Source organism: Variovorax sp. SRS16 (assembly GCF_901827165.1).
Taxonomy (GTDB): Bacteria; Pseudomonadota; Gammaproteobacteria; order Burkholderiales; family Burkholderiaceae_C; genus Variovorax.
Genome location: NZ_LR594666.1, coordinates 2746619 through 2760306, shown reverse-complemented (window position 1 = coordinate 2760306; position 13688 = coordinate 2746619). Strand labels below are relative to the sequence as shown.

Annotated in this window: 13 protein-coding genes; 2 read left to right on the top strand and 11 right to left on the bottom strand. The window is 64.1% G+C overall.

The annotated features are described in order from the left end of the window. Positions 1-2 precede the first annotated feature (2 nt). From E5P2_RS13380 to E5P2_RS13365, 4 genes are read right to left on the bottom strand one after another with little or no spacing between them, the layout of a single operon-like run. Entirely contained in the window at positions 3-992 is a 990-nt protein-coding gene (locus tag E5P2_RS13380; RefSeq protein ID WP_232080687.1) for a Bug family tripartite tricarboxylate transporter substrate binding protein, read from the bottom strand. Positions 993-1048: 56 nt separating this feature from the next. Next, entirely contained in the window at positions 1049-2317 is a 1269-nt protein-coding gene (locus E5P2_RS13375; RefSeq protein WP_162567638.1) for a CaiB/BaiF CoA transferase family protein, read from the bottom strand. A gap of 13 nt (positions 2318-2330) precedes the next feature. Then, entirely contained in the window at positions 2331-3287 is a 957-nt protein-coding gene (locus E5P2_RS13370) for a PDR/VanB family oxidoreductase (RefSeq protein ID WP_232080686.1), read from the bottom strand. Continuing rightward, positions 3284-4576: a Rieske 2Fe-2S domain-containing protein gene (locus tag E5P2_RS13365; protein WP_162567637.1), complete on the bottom strand. Its 1293-nt coding sequence runs from the start codon at positions 4574-4576 to the stop codon at positions 3284-3286. The genes E5P2_RS13370 and E5P2_RS13365 overlap by 4 nt, the downstream gene beginning before the upstream one ends. A 147-nt stretch (positions 4577-4723) precedes the next feature. Here E5P2_RS13365 and E5P2_RS13360 point away from each other — a divergent pair, with 147 nt between their 5' ends. Beyond that, positions 4724-4885, top strand: a complete 162-nt coding sequence (locus E5P2_RS13360; protein ID WP_162567636.1) for a hypothetical protein — start codon at positions 4724-4726, stop codon at positions 4883-4885. After that, the gene (locus E5P2_RS13355) at positions 4869-5120 is read left to right on the top strand and encodes a hypothetical protein (protein ID WP_162567635.1); all 252 of its coding nucleotides are present in this window, start codon (positions 4869-4871) and stop codon (positions 5118-5120) included. Before E5P2_RS13360 ends, E5P2_RS13355 begins: the two co-directional genes overlap by 17 nt. A 104-nt stretch (positions 5121-5224) precedes the next feature. Here the strand turns inward: E5P2_RS13355 and E5P2_RS13350 are convergent, their stop codons facing one another. The 7 genes from E5P2_RS13350 to E5P2_RS13320 form a co-directional block, all read right to left on the bottom strand. Continuing rightward, positions 5225-5968, bottom strand: coding sequence for a FadR/GntR family transcriptional regulator (locus E5P2_RS13350; protein WP_162567634.1), 744 nt, complete (start codon positions 5966-5968; stop codon positions 5225-5227). Between the two features lie 193 nt (positions 5969-6161). Continuing rightward, positions 6162-7640 (bottom strand): aldehyde dehydrogenase family protein, encoded by a 1479-nt coding sequence (locus tag E5P2_RS13345; protein WP_162567633.1) that lies wholly within the window; start codon positions 7638-7640, stop codon positions 6162-6164. 48 nt (positions 7641-7688) lie between these two features. After that, entirely contained in the window at positions 7689-9338 is a 1650-nt protein-coding gene (locus E5P2_RS13340) for a GMC family oxidoreductase (protein WP_162567632.1), read from the bottom strand. 98 nt (positions 9339-9436) lie between these two features. Further along, a complete protein-coding gene (locus E5P2_RS13335) occupies positions 9437-10207 on the bottom strand; it encodes an SDR family NAD(P)-dependent oxidoreductase (RefSeq protein WP_162567631.1) in 771 nt (256 codons plus the stop codon). Then, on the bottom strand, positions 10204-11502 hold the full coding sequence (locus E5P2_RS13330; protein WP_197908495.1) for a Rieske 2Fe-2S domain-containing protein: 1299 nt from the start codon (positions 11500-11502) through the stop codon (positions 10204-10206). Before E5P2_RS13330 ends, E5P2_RS13335 begins: the two co-directional genes overlap by 4 nt. A 313-nt stretch (positions 11503-11815) precedes the next feature. Then, a complete protein-coding gene (locus E5P2_RS13325; RefSeq protein WP_162567630.1) occupies positions 11816-12829 on the bottom strand; it encodes a tripartite tricarboxylate transporter substrate binding protein in 1014 nt (337 codons plus the stop codon). Between the two features lie 109 nt (positions 12830-12938). Beyond that, positions 12939-13637 carry a Crp/Fnr family transcriptional regulator gene (locus E5P2_RS13320; RefSeq protein WP_162567629.1) on the bottom strand — a complete coding sequence of 233 codons (699 nt, stop codon included), beginning with the start codon at positions 13635-13637 and terminating at the stop codon, positions 12939-12941. Positions 13638-13688: the final 51 nt, after the last annotated feature.

Here is a 13688-nt window from a genome sequence, read left to right as displayed (position 1 = left end):
CATCACATCGTGATGTTGGCTTTCTTGATGATCGGCCCCCACTGCGCGACTTCGGCATCGATGGTGCTTGCGAGTTCCTGCGGCGTGCTGCCCCAGGGCTCGACGTTGCGGTCGATGAAGAACTTGCGCACTTCGGGTTTCCTCACCGCCGCCACGATGGCCGCGTTCAGTTTGTCGGCGATGGCATCGGGCACGTTCTTCGGGGCCAGCAGGCCGAACCAGACGACTGCGTTGAAGCCGGGCACGTCTTCGGCGATGGCAGGTAGGCCAGGCAAGACCTCGGTGCGCTTGGGCGATGCCACCGCGAGGTATCTGATGCGTCCTGCCTGCACCATGGCCGCGCCGTCCATCCCCGTCACGAAGGCCGCCTGGACCTGGCCGCCGGCGAATGCGGTCACGAGGGGAGCGCCGCCCGAATAGGGGATGTGCTGCAGCTTCGTGCCCGCAAGTTCGTTGAAGTACTCGCTGGCCAGATGGGAACTGCCGCCGACGCCGGTCGAACCGTAGTTCAGCGCCGTGCCTTGCGGCCGCGCCCACGCGACGAAGTCCTTCACGGTCTTGTGGGGTGAGTCGGCAGCCACCGCAAGAATGAGCGGCACCTTCACCACACCCGACAGTGGCCTGAAGTCCTTGTGGATGTCGTAGGGGAGCGTGCGCATCATCGACGCGGTCGCGCTCGGCCCGCTGTTGCCGAACAGCAGCGTGTAGCCGTCGCCGTGCTGGTGAGCGACGTAGTCCGCGCCGAGCGTGCCGCCGGCACCGGGTTTGTTCTCGATGATGACGGCCTGGCCCAGGATATCGCGCATCGGTTGCGCAATGGCGCGCGCCAGCTGATCGGTGGTGCCGCCTGCCGGGTACGGGACGATGATCCGGATGAGCTTGGATGGAAAGGCGTCGCCGGACTGTGCGAGTACGGGCATGCGTGCGACCGTGGCGGCTGCACCGCCGGCGGCGAAGATCTGCAAGGCGCGTCGTCGTGTGAGAGATTTCATCTGCGTCTCCTGTTGTTAAGGCGTGCCGTTCGTCGTGGGCCTGCGCCGGGGGAAAATCAGTTCGTGGGCGCGAGCCCGAACGCGCCGGCTTTGGCAGCAGCATCGATCACGTTTTCATTCATTCCGAGCACTGTCTTGAGTACTTCGCGCGTGTGCTGACCGACGCACGGCGCTGCGACCGGATCGGCCAGGGGCGTGGTCGCATAGCGGATCGGCAGGCGCACATTCGGCACCGAGCCCAGCACGGGATGCGGAATTCGCGTCACCAGCTCGTGGTCGCGCGCTTCGGGCGAGCGGATGGCTTCGCCGACCGTTCGCACCAGCCCGCAAGGAACACCCGCAGCGCGCATCCGCCCCTGCCAGAGCGACCACTCTTCCTTGCCGAACGCGTCGTTCAACACGCCGAACAGGCGCTCCCTGTGCTTCGACCGCAGCGGGCCACTCGCGTAGTCGGCGTGTGCGGCAAGGTCCGGGCGTTCGAGCACCTGGATCATGAGGCGCTGGAAGATGTTGTCGTTGCCGCTGTTGATGTAGAAGGTGCGGTCCTTGGCGTGGAACGCGCCCGAGGGGCAGGTGTCCGGACTCGTATTCCCGCTGCGCTTGGGGTCGCTGCCCGTGAACAGCGATTGCATGCTCGCGTAGCCCGTCATCAGCACGGCGGTGTCGAACAGCGAGACCTCGACACGTTGGCCCGTACCCAGGCGCTCGCGCGCCAGAAGCGCGCCAAGCACCGCGTTGCTCACCATCATCGCGGTGCTGATGTCCATCACCGGGGACAGTGCGCGCACACCGTCACGATCGGCGTAGCCGTTCATCGAGACGAAGCCGCTTTCCGCCTGCGCAATGGGATCGAAACCCAGCCGGTCGGCGAACTTTCCTTCGCGGCTGTAGGCAGCAACCGAGCAATAGACGAGTCGCGGGTTCAGGGCCCGGCATGTCTCGTAGTCGAGCCCGAGGCGCCCCATCACGCCCGATGAAAAGTTCTCGACCAGCACGTCGGCCTTGCGGATCAACTGGCGCACGAGTTCGATGCCTTCGGGCGATTTGAGATCGAGGGCAACGCTTTGCTTGTTGCGGTTGCTCCAGAGGAACGGTGCGCCCTGGTCCAGTTGCGGATGCATGGGCGGGTAGCGCCGCAGGTCGTCGCCGCGCGCCGGAGCTTCCACCTTCACGACCTGCGCACCCATATCGGCCAGGATCATCGTGGCCAGCGGGCCGGCGATGAAGTGGGAGAAATCAACCACCAGCGTGCCGTCCAGCGGATGCGGCGCGCCGTCGGTGCGAGGCGTGTGTTCCGGAAATTCAGTTTCGAAGTTTTCAAGCATTTCTTATCCGATGTCAAAGATCCAGGACCAACTCGGGCGACTTCGACCCGGAACAGCAAACGAGCATGCAGTTGCCCGCCTTCTTTTCTTCTTCGCTGAGGAACTCGTCGCGATGATCGGGAACGCCCGAGATCACGCGCGTCATGCATGTGCCGCAGATGCCGTTCGAGCACGCATAGGGCACAGAAACGTTTTCGTCGAGCAGCGCGTCGAGCAGCGTCTTGCCGGCTTCGACTGCGACACGCCTGTCGCTGCGATGCAGAACCACGGTGTAGCCGCCCTCCACGGCCGGCGCTTCGGCCGCCGCAAAACGCTCGTAGTGCACCGTGCCCTTGGGACGCGTGCGACCTGCGTCGACGAATGCATCGATCATCCGCGTCGGACCGCAGCAATAGAGGTGCGTATGCGCGTCGGCGCCACCGACAAGGCGGTCGATGTTCAGGCGCTCCGATTCATCGGAATTGAATCGATGCGTCACCCACCCGCGCCCTCTGTCCAGCGCCGACAGCGTCTCCCTGAACGCGGTGACATCCGGTGAGCGACTTGCATAGTGAAGCCGCCACGAGCGATTCAATGAATCAAGGCGCGCGACCATCGAGAGAACCGGCGTGATGCCGATGCCGCCCGCAATGAAAACGGAATGCTCCGCCGACTCGTCGAGCTCGAAGTCGTTGACGGGCATGCCGGCCGGCACGACCTGGCCCACACGCAGGCTGTCGTGCATCCACGCCGAGCCGCCGCGGCCATCCGACTCCCGCTGCACGGCCACCAGATACCGCTCGTGATCACCGGGGGCGTTGGCCAGCGAGTAGCTTCTGACGAGCGCACCCGGCAGATGAAGCTCGAGGTGTGCGCCAGCCTTGAATGAAGGAAGGCGCCCGCCGCCTGACGGGACGAACTCGAAGGAACAGATGTTCTCGGCTTCCAGCCGGATCTGGCGAAGCCTCAACTCGATCGGAGCGACAGTCACGGCTTGTATCCGAAGCCTTTGCCCAATTCGGCCGTCAGGTAGTCGCGCCCGATGTCGGACCAGTCCGCGCCGGCCGGGATCGTGATCGAAATTGCACGCTTCATGAACGACGAAGGCGACGTGGCCGACACCGGCGCGGCGCCCTGCGCCAACTTGCGGGTGTTCTCCAGCAGCATGCGGCGAACGCGTGCAATGCCGGCATCGGTCGTTCCCAGATGCTCCTGAGTGCGGTCGTAGATGGCTGCCACGCCGGACTGGCAGGCAGCATCCTCGAGCCAGAGACCCGGCATGCCCGACTTGTAGTCGTATTCATATGAATTGCCGCGGTTGAAGCGGCTCCAGTACGTCGGGTACGGATCGGTCATGGGCCGCGTCTTTTCATAGGCCACGGCCGAATGGTGGCCCGTTTCACGCCCCTTGTAGCCTTCCTTGAAAAGCTTGCGCGACTTCTCGTAGAAGGGCTGATCGGGCGTATAGGAAAACATGACCGCCAGCGTGTGATGGTCGTCGATCGGAACCCAGGCATGGCCGCTGAGTTCCGGGTATTGCGTCTGCGGGGGCACCAGCGTCCAGAACGGCATGAGGAACTGGTTGACGCGCACATAGTTGCGTTCGGTGCCGTCCTTGCGCCGCGCCGCCACGCTGATCCCGGCGTCGTGTTGCTGGATTTCGAACGTGGGCGTCAGGTCCTGGCCTTGGCGCCATTGCGTGATCGTGCTGCCATCGCGGCGTCCGTGCAGGATCGCGGCGTGCGCGGAATCGACCTCGCCTTCCAGCGCCTGCAGCCAGTTGCATTCCTGGACGCGCAGCGTCACCACGCAGTTCTCCTCCGACACCATGTTCCACTCGAGTTGCGGCAGCGGCGGCGCGTCGCGTTCGACGCCCATGTAGGCCCACAGCACGCCGTTGCGCTCCTGCACCGGATACGACTTGATCGCCATGCGGCTGCACATCGGGCTGTTGGGCGGCTCTGCGGGCATTTCCTGACATTGACCGTCGGTGCTGAATTTCCAGCCGTGATAGATGCAACGGATGCCGCCCTCTTCGTTGCGGGCGAAGGCCATCGGCGCACCGCGATGCGGGCACGCGTGGTCGACCAGGCCGACCTTGCCGCTGCTGTCGCGGAACGCAACCAAGTCTTCACCGAGCAGGCGCACCCGGTACGGCTGGCCGTCGCGCTCGACGTCGGACGAAGTGAGGAAAGGGATCCAGTACAGCCGCATCAGCTGGCCCATGGCAGTGCCGGGGCCGACTCGCACCAGAGTTTCGTTGTCGTCGTGGGAAGTCATGATTTCTGGAAGTGGATAACCAAAGTGGAGGGACCAATTTTAGAAGACCTGTTTCATGCTTGGCAACCGCCTGCTTTGGGCTCTTCCTAGTGGTTAACCCATGAGAGCGCACTTTCATTGTTGATATATCAACTTAAAAATCATGAATTGGCCCCGCCACAAACAGAAGACCCACCCTGGCTGACGCTGATCGCCAGCAACCTCTCCGGCGGCGCGTCGGCGGCCTATCTTTCGCTGTACGCGGTCGGCATCGAAACGTGGCGCGTGATGGTCATGCCGGCATCTGCGCTACGTGGTGTTCACCGATGAGGGCCGGTCGCTGCATGACCGGATCATCCGGCTCGCGCTGCTGCGCGAGACCGTTGCGCTTTCGGCCCTTTCAGACGCGGAGGTCGACCTCTTTCGCAACCTGCTGCGCCGCATCCATGCCAGCCTGCCGGCGGTGGAGACGGCGTCGGCAGACTTCATCAAACAGGAACGCCAGGCGCTGGGCATGTCCGAGGATGCGCCGGCGCGACGGCGACGGGGTGGCCGTCCCGGCTGAGGGGTGCCCCGATCCGCGAGAATCGCTGCGGCGCCGGAAGCTCGCGTCTACAACCGCTGGAGCGACGTGTGCCTCGAACGGTTGGATGACGACGCCCAGTCCGGTTATCGCGACTTGAGCGCCTTGTCTTTTTCGCCAAGCACCGACGACCAGTAATTTCGCGCGCGCTTCATGTGGCGCAGGATCAGCGCTTCAGCCTTTTCGGCGTCGCGGTTGCGAATGTGCTTCACGAGCATGCGATGGTCGCGCGCGGAGGCCATGCCGTGCCCCCGGTCCGAGAACAGCACCTCGCGCCGCCTGGCGGTGAACCGGTAGAAGGCATTCAACACCCGCACAAGCACCGAGTTGTGCGTTGCATCGACGAGCGCGATATGAAACTCGGTGTCGACCTTGGCGATGTTGCCGTTGGCGGCAAGGACGTCATCGGTGCGCTGGAGGATCACTTCGAGGCGCGCAAGATCTTCATCGGCGCGCCGCTCGCACGCGAGGCGGACAGCCAGCGCCTCCAGGTTCGCGCGGACTTCCATGGTCTCCGCCACTTCCGTCGGCGTGGGCGTGGCGCCCATGTCGGCGAGCATCACCATGGCCTCGAAACTGCTTTCGCGCTCGACATGGCGAAGATAGATGCCGGAGTTGGGCCGCGACTCGATCATGCGCAACGTGACGAGCGTTGCCAGCGCTTCGCGCACGGCATTGCGGCCGGTGCCCAGGCGCTCGGCCAGATCGCGCTCCGAAGGCAGCCGGTCGCCGGGTTGGAGACGGCGCTCCTTCAGATAGTCGATGATGCCGGCGATGACGGCGGAAGAGCCGGTTTCGCGGACTTCGGCGGTGTCGGATTCGGTCCTCATTCAGTCCTTGCGCAGCGTACCGCGGACTGCCCAGAGGTTGCGAATCACCTCACGCTGGCGACGCGGCATTGGCTGTATCCGGCATCCTACACGCAGCAGGTTCACACTCCCAGGTGCTCGGCAAGCAGATGGTCATTGACGCGGATCTCTGCAGCGGGCGTCTCCTTGCCTCCTCGTCTTCTTGAGATCGGGCTCAGTGGGTATTGATCCAGACCGCTTTCGTCTGCATGTACTCGTTCATGTGTTCCACGCCCGACTCGCGGCCGTAGCCGCTCATCTTGAAGCCACCGAAAGGCACGGCGGGGTCCATCACCTGGTAGCAATTGGCCCACACCGTGCCGGTGCGCAGTCCGTGCGCCACGCGATGCACCGTGCCCACGTCGCGCGTCCACACACCGCCCGCCAGCCCGTACTCGGATTGGTTGGCTCGGCGGACGACTTCGTCGACATCGTCGAACGGGAGCACGGAGATGACGGGGCCGAAGATCTCCTCCCGCGCGATGCGCATGTCGTCCGTCACGTTGGTGAAGACGGTGGGCGCGAGGAAATAGCCGTTCTTGAGCGCGCCGGCTTCGAGGCGTTCCGCACCGCAAGCCGGCGACGCGCCCTCCTCCCGTCCTGCCGAGAAATAACCCAGGATCCGGTCCATCTGCTTGCGCGAGACCACCGGGCCGAGTTGCGTTTCCTCGTCGGCCGGGTCGCCCACGCGCAGGCCACGCGCGAAGGCCGCAAGACGCTCCACGAATTCGTCATGGATGCGGCGCTCCACGAACAGCCGGGTTCCCGCGCTGCAGATCTGTCCGGAGTTCTGGAACACGCCCATCGCAGAGCCTGGCACCGCCTTGTCGAGATCCGCGTCCGCGAACACGATGTTGGCGGACTTGCCCCCCAGTTCGAGCGAGACACGCTTGATGTTGGTCGCCGAGGCCTGGATGATCTTCTGGCCCACGTCGGTCGAGCCGGTGAAGGAAACTTTGTCGACGCCGCGATGGGCGGACAGCGCAGCGCCGACGGCGCCATCGCCCGTCACTACGTTGACGACGCCCTCCGGCACGCCCGCTTCCACGCACAACTGGGCAAGCCGCAGCGAGGACAACGGCGTCTCCTCTGCAGGCTTCAGAACGAGTGTGCAGCCGCTGGCGAGCACGGGGCAGAGCTTCCAGATCGCCATGCCGATCGGGCCGTTCCACGGGTTGATCGCGGCCACCACGCCGACGGGTTCACGCAGCGTGTAGGTGAAGACTTCGCCGGGCGTTGAGTTGGGAATCGTGAGGCCATGGTCGCTGGTCGCAAGACCGGCGTAGAAGCTCAGCAAACCCACGGCACGGCGACGGCCGAGCACTGTGCGCCCGATCGGCGCGCCCAAGTCCAGCGTGTCGAGGGCCGCGAGTTCGTCGAAATTGGCGTCCACCAGCGTGGCCAGTTTCAGCATGAGCTGTTGCCGCTCGAACGGCTTCATCTTCGACCACGGGCCCTCGAAGGCCTTGCGCGCCGCCTGCACGGCACGGTCGACGTCTTCCGCATCCGCCGCGGAGACTTCGGCGATCACTTCGCCGGTGGCAGGATTGATGGTCTTGAACGTGCGGCGCGAAGCGGCCGGCACTTCGCGGCCGTTGATGAAGAGGCCCTTGGTGCGGTTGTGAAGGAAAGCGGGAAGCGCGAGTTTGCTCATGGTTGTCCGAAATATGGTGGAGGGGCTGGAGGCAATGGCCGGCGAAACCTAGGCCACCGCAAATTCCGGAGTCGTGGCCTGCGTGCGCGCTGGTTGCGGCCGGAGGATGAATTCCGAGGCCCGCTCGCCGATCATCATTGCGGGCGCGCTGGTGTTGCCGCCGACGATGTTCGGCATGACCGAGGCGTCGGCAACGCGAAGGCGGGCAACGCCGTGCACGCGAAGCGATGCGTCGACCACCGCGTCGTGATCGCTGGGGAGGCCCATCCTGCAAGTGCCGACCGGGTGATAGACGGTCGTCAGCGTCGCGCGGATCGCCTTTTCGAGCTCGGCGTCGGATTGAACATCCGCACCGGGCAGTCGCTCGCGGCCCAGTAGTTCGCCGATCGGCGAGGCCGCGAGGATGCGCCGTGTTTCTCGCACGCCTTCCATCAGCGGCGCCAAGTCCGCACGCGAAGCGAGGAACTCGGGATGAAGCACGGGCTTGTCGTCGGCGCGGCCGGAGCGCAGCGTCAGCCAGCCGCGGCTGGCCGGCCTCAACAGCGACACGAGAATCATGATGCCGTGCTCGCGCGGAATGGCGCGCGCGGTGCCCTTGAGGCCCGCCAACAGCGTCAGTTGAACATCCGGGCGGTCGAGGTCGGCGCGCGTGCGGATGAAGCCGCCGCCTTCCGCCGCGTTCGACGCCAGCATGCCCCGGCGCGACAGCAGGTATTCGAACGGGCTGGCCATCACGCGATGCATCGAACGCCACGACAAGGCGTACGCCGTCGAACTGGGATCGGGCATGGCGATGGGCACCGACGCGTGGTCCTGCAGGTTGGCACCCACCCCGTGAAGATCGACGAGCGTCCGGATGCCGTGGCTTTCCAGCGTGCTGGCCGGGCCGATGCCGGACAGCATCAACAGGTGCGGCGAATTGATGGCGCCGCCGCTGAGCACGACTTCGGTCGCGGCCTGCAAGGATGCGCGCCGGCCTTGGCGCACGACGGTGACACCCTTGGCCACGCCCGATGCAATATCGATGCGCTCCACGAAGGTGTCGGTAAGAACCGTGAGGTTCGGCCGCGACATGACGGGATGGAGAAACGCGCGCGAACTCGACAGCCGCACGCCGTTTCGCTGATTGACATCCCACACGCCGAAACCGTCCTGCCGTTCGCCGTTGAAGTCGTCAGTGGCGTCGTGGCCGACCGTCACGGCGGCATCGACGAAGGCTCGCGTCAACGCGTTGGTGGTGCGAGGGACCGAGACATCGAGTTCGCCGTCGCGCCCGTGATAGGCCGCATTGCCTTCCACGCGCCGCTCGTGTCGCTTGAACACAGGCAGCACGTCGTCGTAAGACCAGCCCTCGTTGCCCAATGCACGCCAGTCGTCGTAGTCCTTTCGATGGCCGCGTATGTAGACCGAGCCGTTGACCGAACTGCAGCCGCCGAGCATCTTTCCCCGTGGACAAGGAATCATGCGCTCGTCGACGCCGGAATTGCCGGAGAACTCGTACTGCCAGTTGTACTTGGCGTGCGGAAGCAAGAAGATATTGCCGATGGGCAACGCCGCTTTCACGCTCGTCGGGAATGTCAGGTCGGACGGGCCCGCTTCAATGAGCGCAACCCGGATCGCGGGATCGGCCGACAGACGATTCGCCAACACGCAGCCGGCCGAACCGCCGCCAACAATGATGTAGTCGAATGCTTTCATGTGGGGTGCGCGAGGCGCATCTTCTTCTTTGTTGATCGTTCAACATTATTATTGGTAGGACCACTTTGGTTGGTCCATATAAACCCTTAAACGTTCGCTCATCGCATGTGCAGACCGCCGTTCATGTCGAGCGTCGCGCCGACGATGAAGCCGCCCTGGTCGGACGCGAGTAGCGCAACAGCGGCCGCGATCTCGGACGCCTCCGCGAAGCGTTTGACGGGCACCAGCGACTCCACTCTCGCGATCTGTTCGGCCGAGAGCCGCCCCTTGGCCGTCGAGATCGGCCCTGGCGAAACGGCGTTCACCACGACACCGCTGCCCGCCAGCTGGAGCGCGAAATACTTGCTCAGCATGATGGCGCCGGCCTTCGACGCCGCGTAGTGCGCGCTGGCCACCGTGCCCCCGTTCTGCCCTGCGAGCGAGGTCACGTTGACGATGCGACCGTAGCCGTTGGCGCGCATGTGTTCGCCGAAGATCTGGCAACTGAGAAACACGCTGCGCATGTTGACCGCCACGATGTCGTCGAATTCTTCCGGCGAAATGTCCTGTGTCGGCGTGCGCTTGGCGTGGCCGGCGTTGTTGATGGCGATGTCCACGCGGCCCCACGCCGCAGTCATGCGGTCGCGCGCCGATTCGAAATGTTCCTTGCGCCGCACGTCGAGCACGAGCGCCATGGCGCTCTGGCCCGACGTGCCCAGCGAATCGGCCACGCGTTTCACGCTGTCAGGGTCGATGTCGCTCAGGGCGACGCGCGCACCGGCCGCGTGGAACTCTCGCGCGATCACCTCGCCCACGCCACGCCCGGCACCGGTGACGAGGCAGGTCTTTCCATCGAACCTGAACCCGATGGCTGGGAGTGCCGTGCTCATGCGCCTGTCCATCGCGTGGCCTTCTTCAGTTGCACGTCGTAGGCGTCCTCGAGCTTGATCGACCGGTCTTCCAGGAACGAGCCCGAGCGCGCGCCCATATAGACCTCCGGCCGTTTCGATCCGGGCGGCTGCTCGCCGTTCTGTCGCCATGCGCGGGCGGCGCTGAGTAGAAGGCGCCGCGTGCGGGCGATCATCTGATCGCTGGGCGAGAGGTGTTCGTGCGCGTGGTCGGTGATGGGCCCCATGCTCTCCGTGACCGCCTGGTCCTGGATCGTGATGTTCGCGATGCCGGTGAACTGGACATGGTTGCGCTGCGAATCGCGGTCGATGCCCCAGTCGTTGTGCGCGTCGTCGCGGCACTTCCAACGACCGTACCAGTCTGTCGTGCGCGGCGCGTATTCGAACTTCTCGAACAGCGGCTCACCTGTCCTTCGCGTGGCGATGTAGGCCGGGTTTCCTTCGTCGGTACCGCCCGAGATATCGAACAGCATGCTGTGGTTGTCGTCCATGGGAACCCACGCACGCGCGATGGCGCGACTGGCGAACTTGGTGTTGGGTGTCTGGGTCCAGACGGGGAACATGAAATGTGCCACGCGCCATGAAGTCTGCCCGTCGTCGTTGGGGCGGTAGCCGCCGTACATCGCGCCCCAATCGGTCGCGCGCACTTCGTACTCCGGCGCGCGGTGCAGGACGGTCGGGCGCATGGGATGGTCGTCGGGCAGGTCTTCGGCTTTGAGAGAGCCCACGTGCAGGAAGCCGACGTGGGACGTGTCGATGTCGCCTTCAAGTGCCTGCAGCCAATTGCACTCGCGCTGCAGGCACCAGATCTCGCTGTCGGCAATGAGGTTGGCCTCGATGTGGGGCAATGCCGGTGGTGATTTCTGATCGGCGCCCATGTAGACCCAGATCAAGCCGTTGCGCTCCGCGGTCTGGTAGGCCTTGGCGCGTACCTTCTCCTTGAAGTCGCGCTGTTCTGGCATGTTGGGCATGTCCAAGCACTTGCCGTTCACGTCGAATTTCCAGCCGTGATAGACGCAGCGAATGCCGCTCTCTTCATTGCGGCCGAGAAACAGCGATGCGCAGCGATGCGGGCACCGGTGGTCCAGGATGCCCACCCTCCCCTCGCTGTCGCGGAACGCCAGCAACTTCTCGCCGAGTATCAGCAACCGCATCGGGTCGCCGTCTGTGGCGACCTCCGACGACAAGGCGGCCGGCAACCAGTGCTGCCGCATGTATTCGCCCATCACTGTGCCGGGGCCCACGCGTGTGAGGTCGATGCTGTCTTCAGCCTTCATCATGCTTCCTGTTGGTTTTGCGGGCGCGTTACGCCGTCGTGGCTGAAGGCTGTTCGGCCTCCTGCATCTGCGCCAGGACCATTCGCACCCTGTTCACTGCGCCGTCGCTGGCAATACCGACGAACGGCATGTCCGGCAAGTCCTGGATGCGGCGCTGTTGCGCCTGCAGGGCCGCTTTCGAAGGCCGCCGCGCTGACGCTTTCCAGTTCGCATGCGGTCAGAAAGACATCTCGGATGCCGCGGCTTGAGTTGAAACGGGTCGACCCTGTCCAGCGCGCCAGCTTGTCGCGTCGTCAGTCGGCAAAGGAGGAAATCATTCGAGCGAAAGCCCTCCTTTTGTAACCACGTTCGTCCATAGCGCTGAATCCTTTTCGATGAAACGCGCGAAGTCTGCGCTGTTGCTGCCGACCGGTTCGTATTCCATCGAGCGGATGCGCTCGATGACATCCGGCAAAGCAACGATGCGCTGTATCTCGCTCGACAATTTGGCCGTGATCGCTGCCGGTGTAGACGCGGGAACGAAAAATCCGCCCCAGCCAGAGAGATTCGCCAGTGGAAAGCCTGCTTCCGAGAACGTCGGCACGTCCGGAATTCTGCCAAGGCGCTGCGGCGCACCGACGGCGATGATCCGGACATCTTTCAGGTGGTTGAGATAGAAGCCCGGTGAACCGGTTGCGGCCATCACGCGTCCACCGACCAGATCGGAATACGGCTCCGCTTCGCCTTTGTAGGCCACATGAACAAATCCGGCGGAGGAAGCCTGATTGATCGCTTCGCTGATGATGTGGCCCGTCGAGCCGTTGCCCCAGGATGCAATGCTGACGCCGCGTTTGGATGACTTCGACAGCCGGATCAGATCCGCCAGGTTCTTGACCGGGCTATCGGCCTTGACCGCCAGCACGACCGGCATTGTCGCAACCAAGGACACGGGACTCAATTCCGCCATTCGGTACGGTGGTGTCCGCCGCAGGACCGTGTTTTGCAGGACCGACGCCAGGCTGAAGAGCACGGTGTAGCCGTCTGCCGGCGCCTTGGCGACTGCGGTGGCCGCCAGCATGCCGGCCGCTCCAGGTTTTGACTCGACGACGACCGGCTGCTTCCAGTCTTTTGTCATGTGTTCGGCGATGGTGCGGCCCAACGTATCCAAGGTTCCTCCGGCAGTGGAGGACAGGACGATCCGCACCGGCTTGTCGGGGTACGGTGCCCCTTGAGCAAAGCTCGGTGAAACGGCTCCAAGACTGGCGCCTATCCACAGCGCATGGAAGGCTCGAAGAGCCGTTGCGAGCGTGCGTGAACGCGCGCCAGAGTACCGATATTTCGTTGTCATTCAAGCTCCGATCCGCAGGGACCCGAATTGAAGTTTGAAAGCCCCTTCGCGCTTGCCACAATTGCGACAAACTACGGGTATGCCCCATCAGACGTGCATGCAGCGGCAATCACGCTGACGAGCCATCAATGCCCGGATTCGCCTTGAGCACCACGAGATGGCGGTAGCCAAGACGAATGAAGCCCTCCGCCTCAAGCTTTCCGAGTTCGACGCTCACGCGCTGACGCGACGCGCCGACTGCGTGGGCAATTTCCTGCTGCGAAACCTGGAGGCGGACGCCATCGGATTCGAGCGTCGGTGACTCGTGCGCCGCCAGGCGCCTGAGCACCAGCAGGATTCTGGTTTCCAGCCGGCCGGTTGCAAAGTGAATGAAAAGCTCCACGAACTCCGACGCGAAGGCACTGACGATGCCCGCAAAGAACAGCGCTCCCTGAGGATCGGTCTCCAGATGATGACGTAGCGCCAGAGCATCGATCTGAACGGCCTCGACGTCCCCGAACGCCGTCGCTTCGACGGAAAAAGGAAGCTGTCCAAGCAATGAGGCAAGCCCGACGAACTCGCAGGGCAAGAACCAGCGCAGCAGCACTTCTTCGCCGTCCTGCGTGATGCCGGCGAGCCGTGCACGCCCGTTCAACAGAAGAAACACAGACCCCACAGCGACCCCGCCGCGCAACATCGAGTCGCCCTCACGAAAGCGGCATAGCTGACCGAGCGATCGAATCGCGTTGGCAGTAGAGGCCGGCAACCGGGCCATTGCTGTCGCAAATGCATCTGCTGCGGGACGACGAAGGCTGGCATCGGTAATCACCCTTGGATTGTCTCCATTGCGTAAATCTGATCTGGCAGCCGGGCCTCCAAT

Coding starts and splice junctions, on each gene's coding strand:
- E5P2_RS13345 (WP_162567633.1), bottom strand. CDS start 7,640: ATGAGCAAACTCGCGCTTCCCGCTTTCCTTCACAACCGCACCAAGGGC.
- E5P2_RS13340 (WP_162567632.1), bottom strand. CDS start 9,338: ATGAAAGCATTCGACTACATCATTGTTGGCGGCGGTTCGGCCGGCTGC.
- E5P2_RS13325 (WP_162567630.1), bottom strand. CDS start 12,829: ATGACAACGAAATATCGGTACTCTGGCGCGCGTTCACGCACGCTCGCA.
- E5P2_RS13365 (WP_162567637.1), bottom strand. CDS start 4,576: ATGACTTCCCACGACGACAACGAAACTCTGGTGCGAGTCGGCCCCGGC.
- E5P2_RS13375 (WP_162567638.1), bottom strand. CDS start 2,317: ATGCTTGAAAACTTCGAAACTGAATTTCCGGAACACACGCCTCGCACC.
- E5P2_RS13330 (WP_197908495.1), bottom strand. CDS start 11,502: ATGAAGGCTGAAGACAGCATCGACCTCACACGCGTGGGCCCCGGCACA.
- E5P2_RS13335 (WP_162567631.1), bottom strand. CDS start 10,207: ATGAGCACGGCACTCCCAGCCATCGGGTTCAGGTTCGATGGAAAGACC.
- E5P2_RS13350 (WP_162567634.1), bottom strand. CDS start 5,968: ATGAGGACCGAATCCGACACCGCCGAAGTCCGCGAAACCGGCTCTTCC.
- E5P2_RS13380 (WP_232080687.1), bottom strand. CDS start 992: ATGAAATCTCTCACACGACGACGCGCCTTGCAGATCTTCGCCGCCGGC.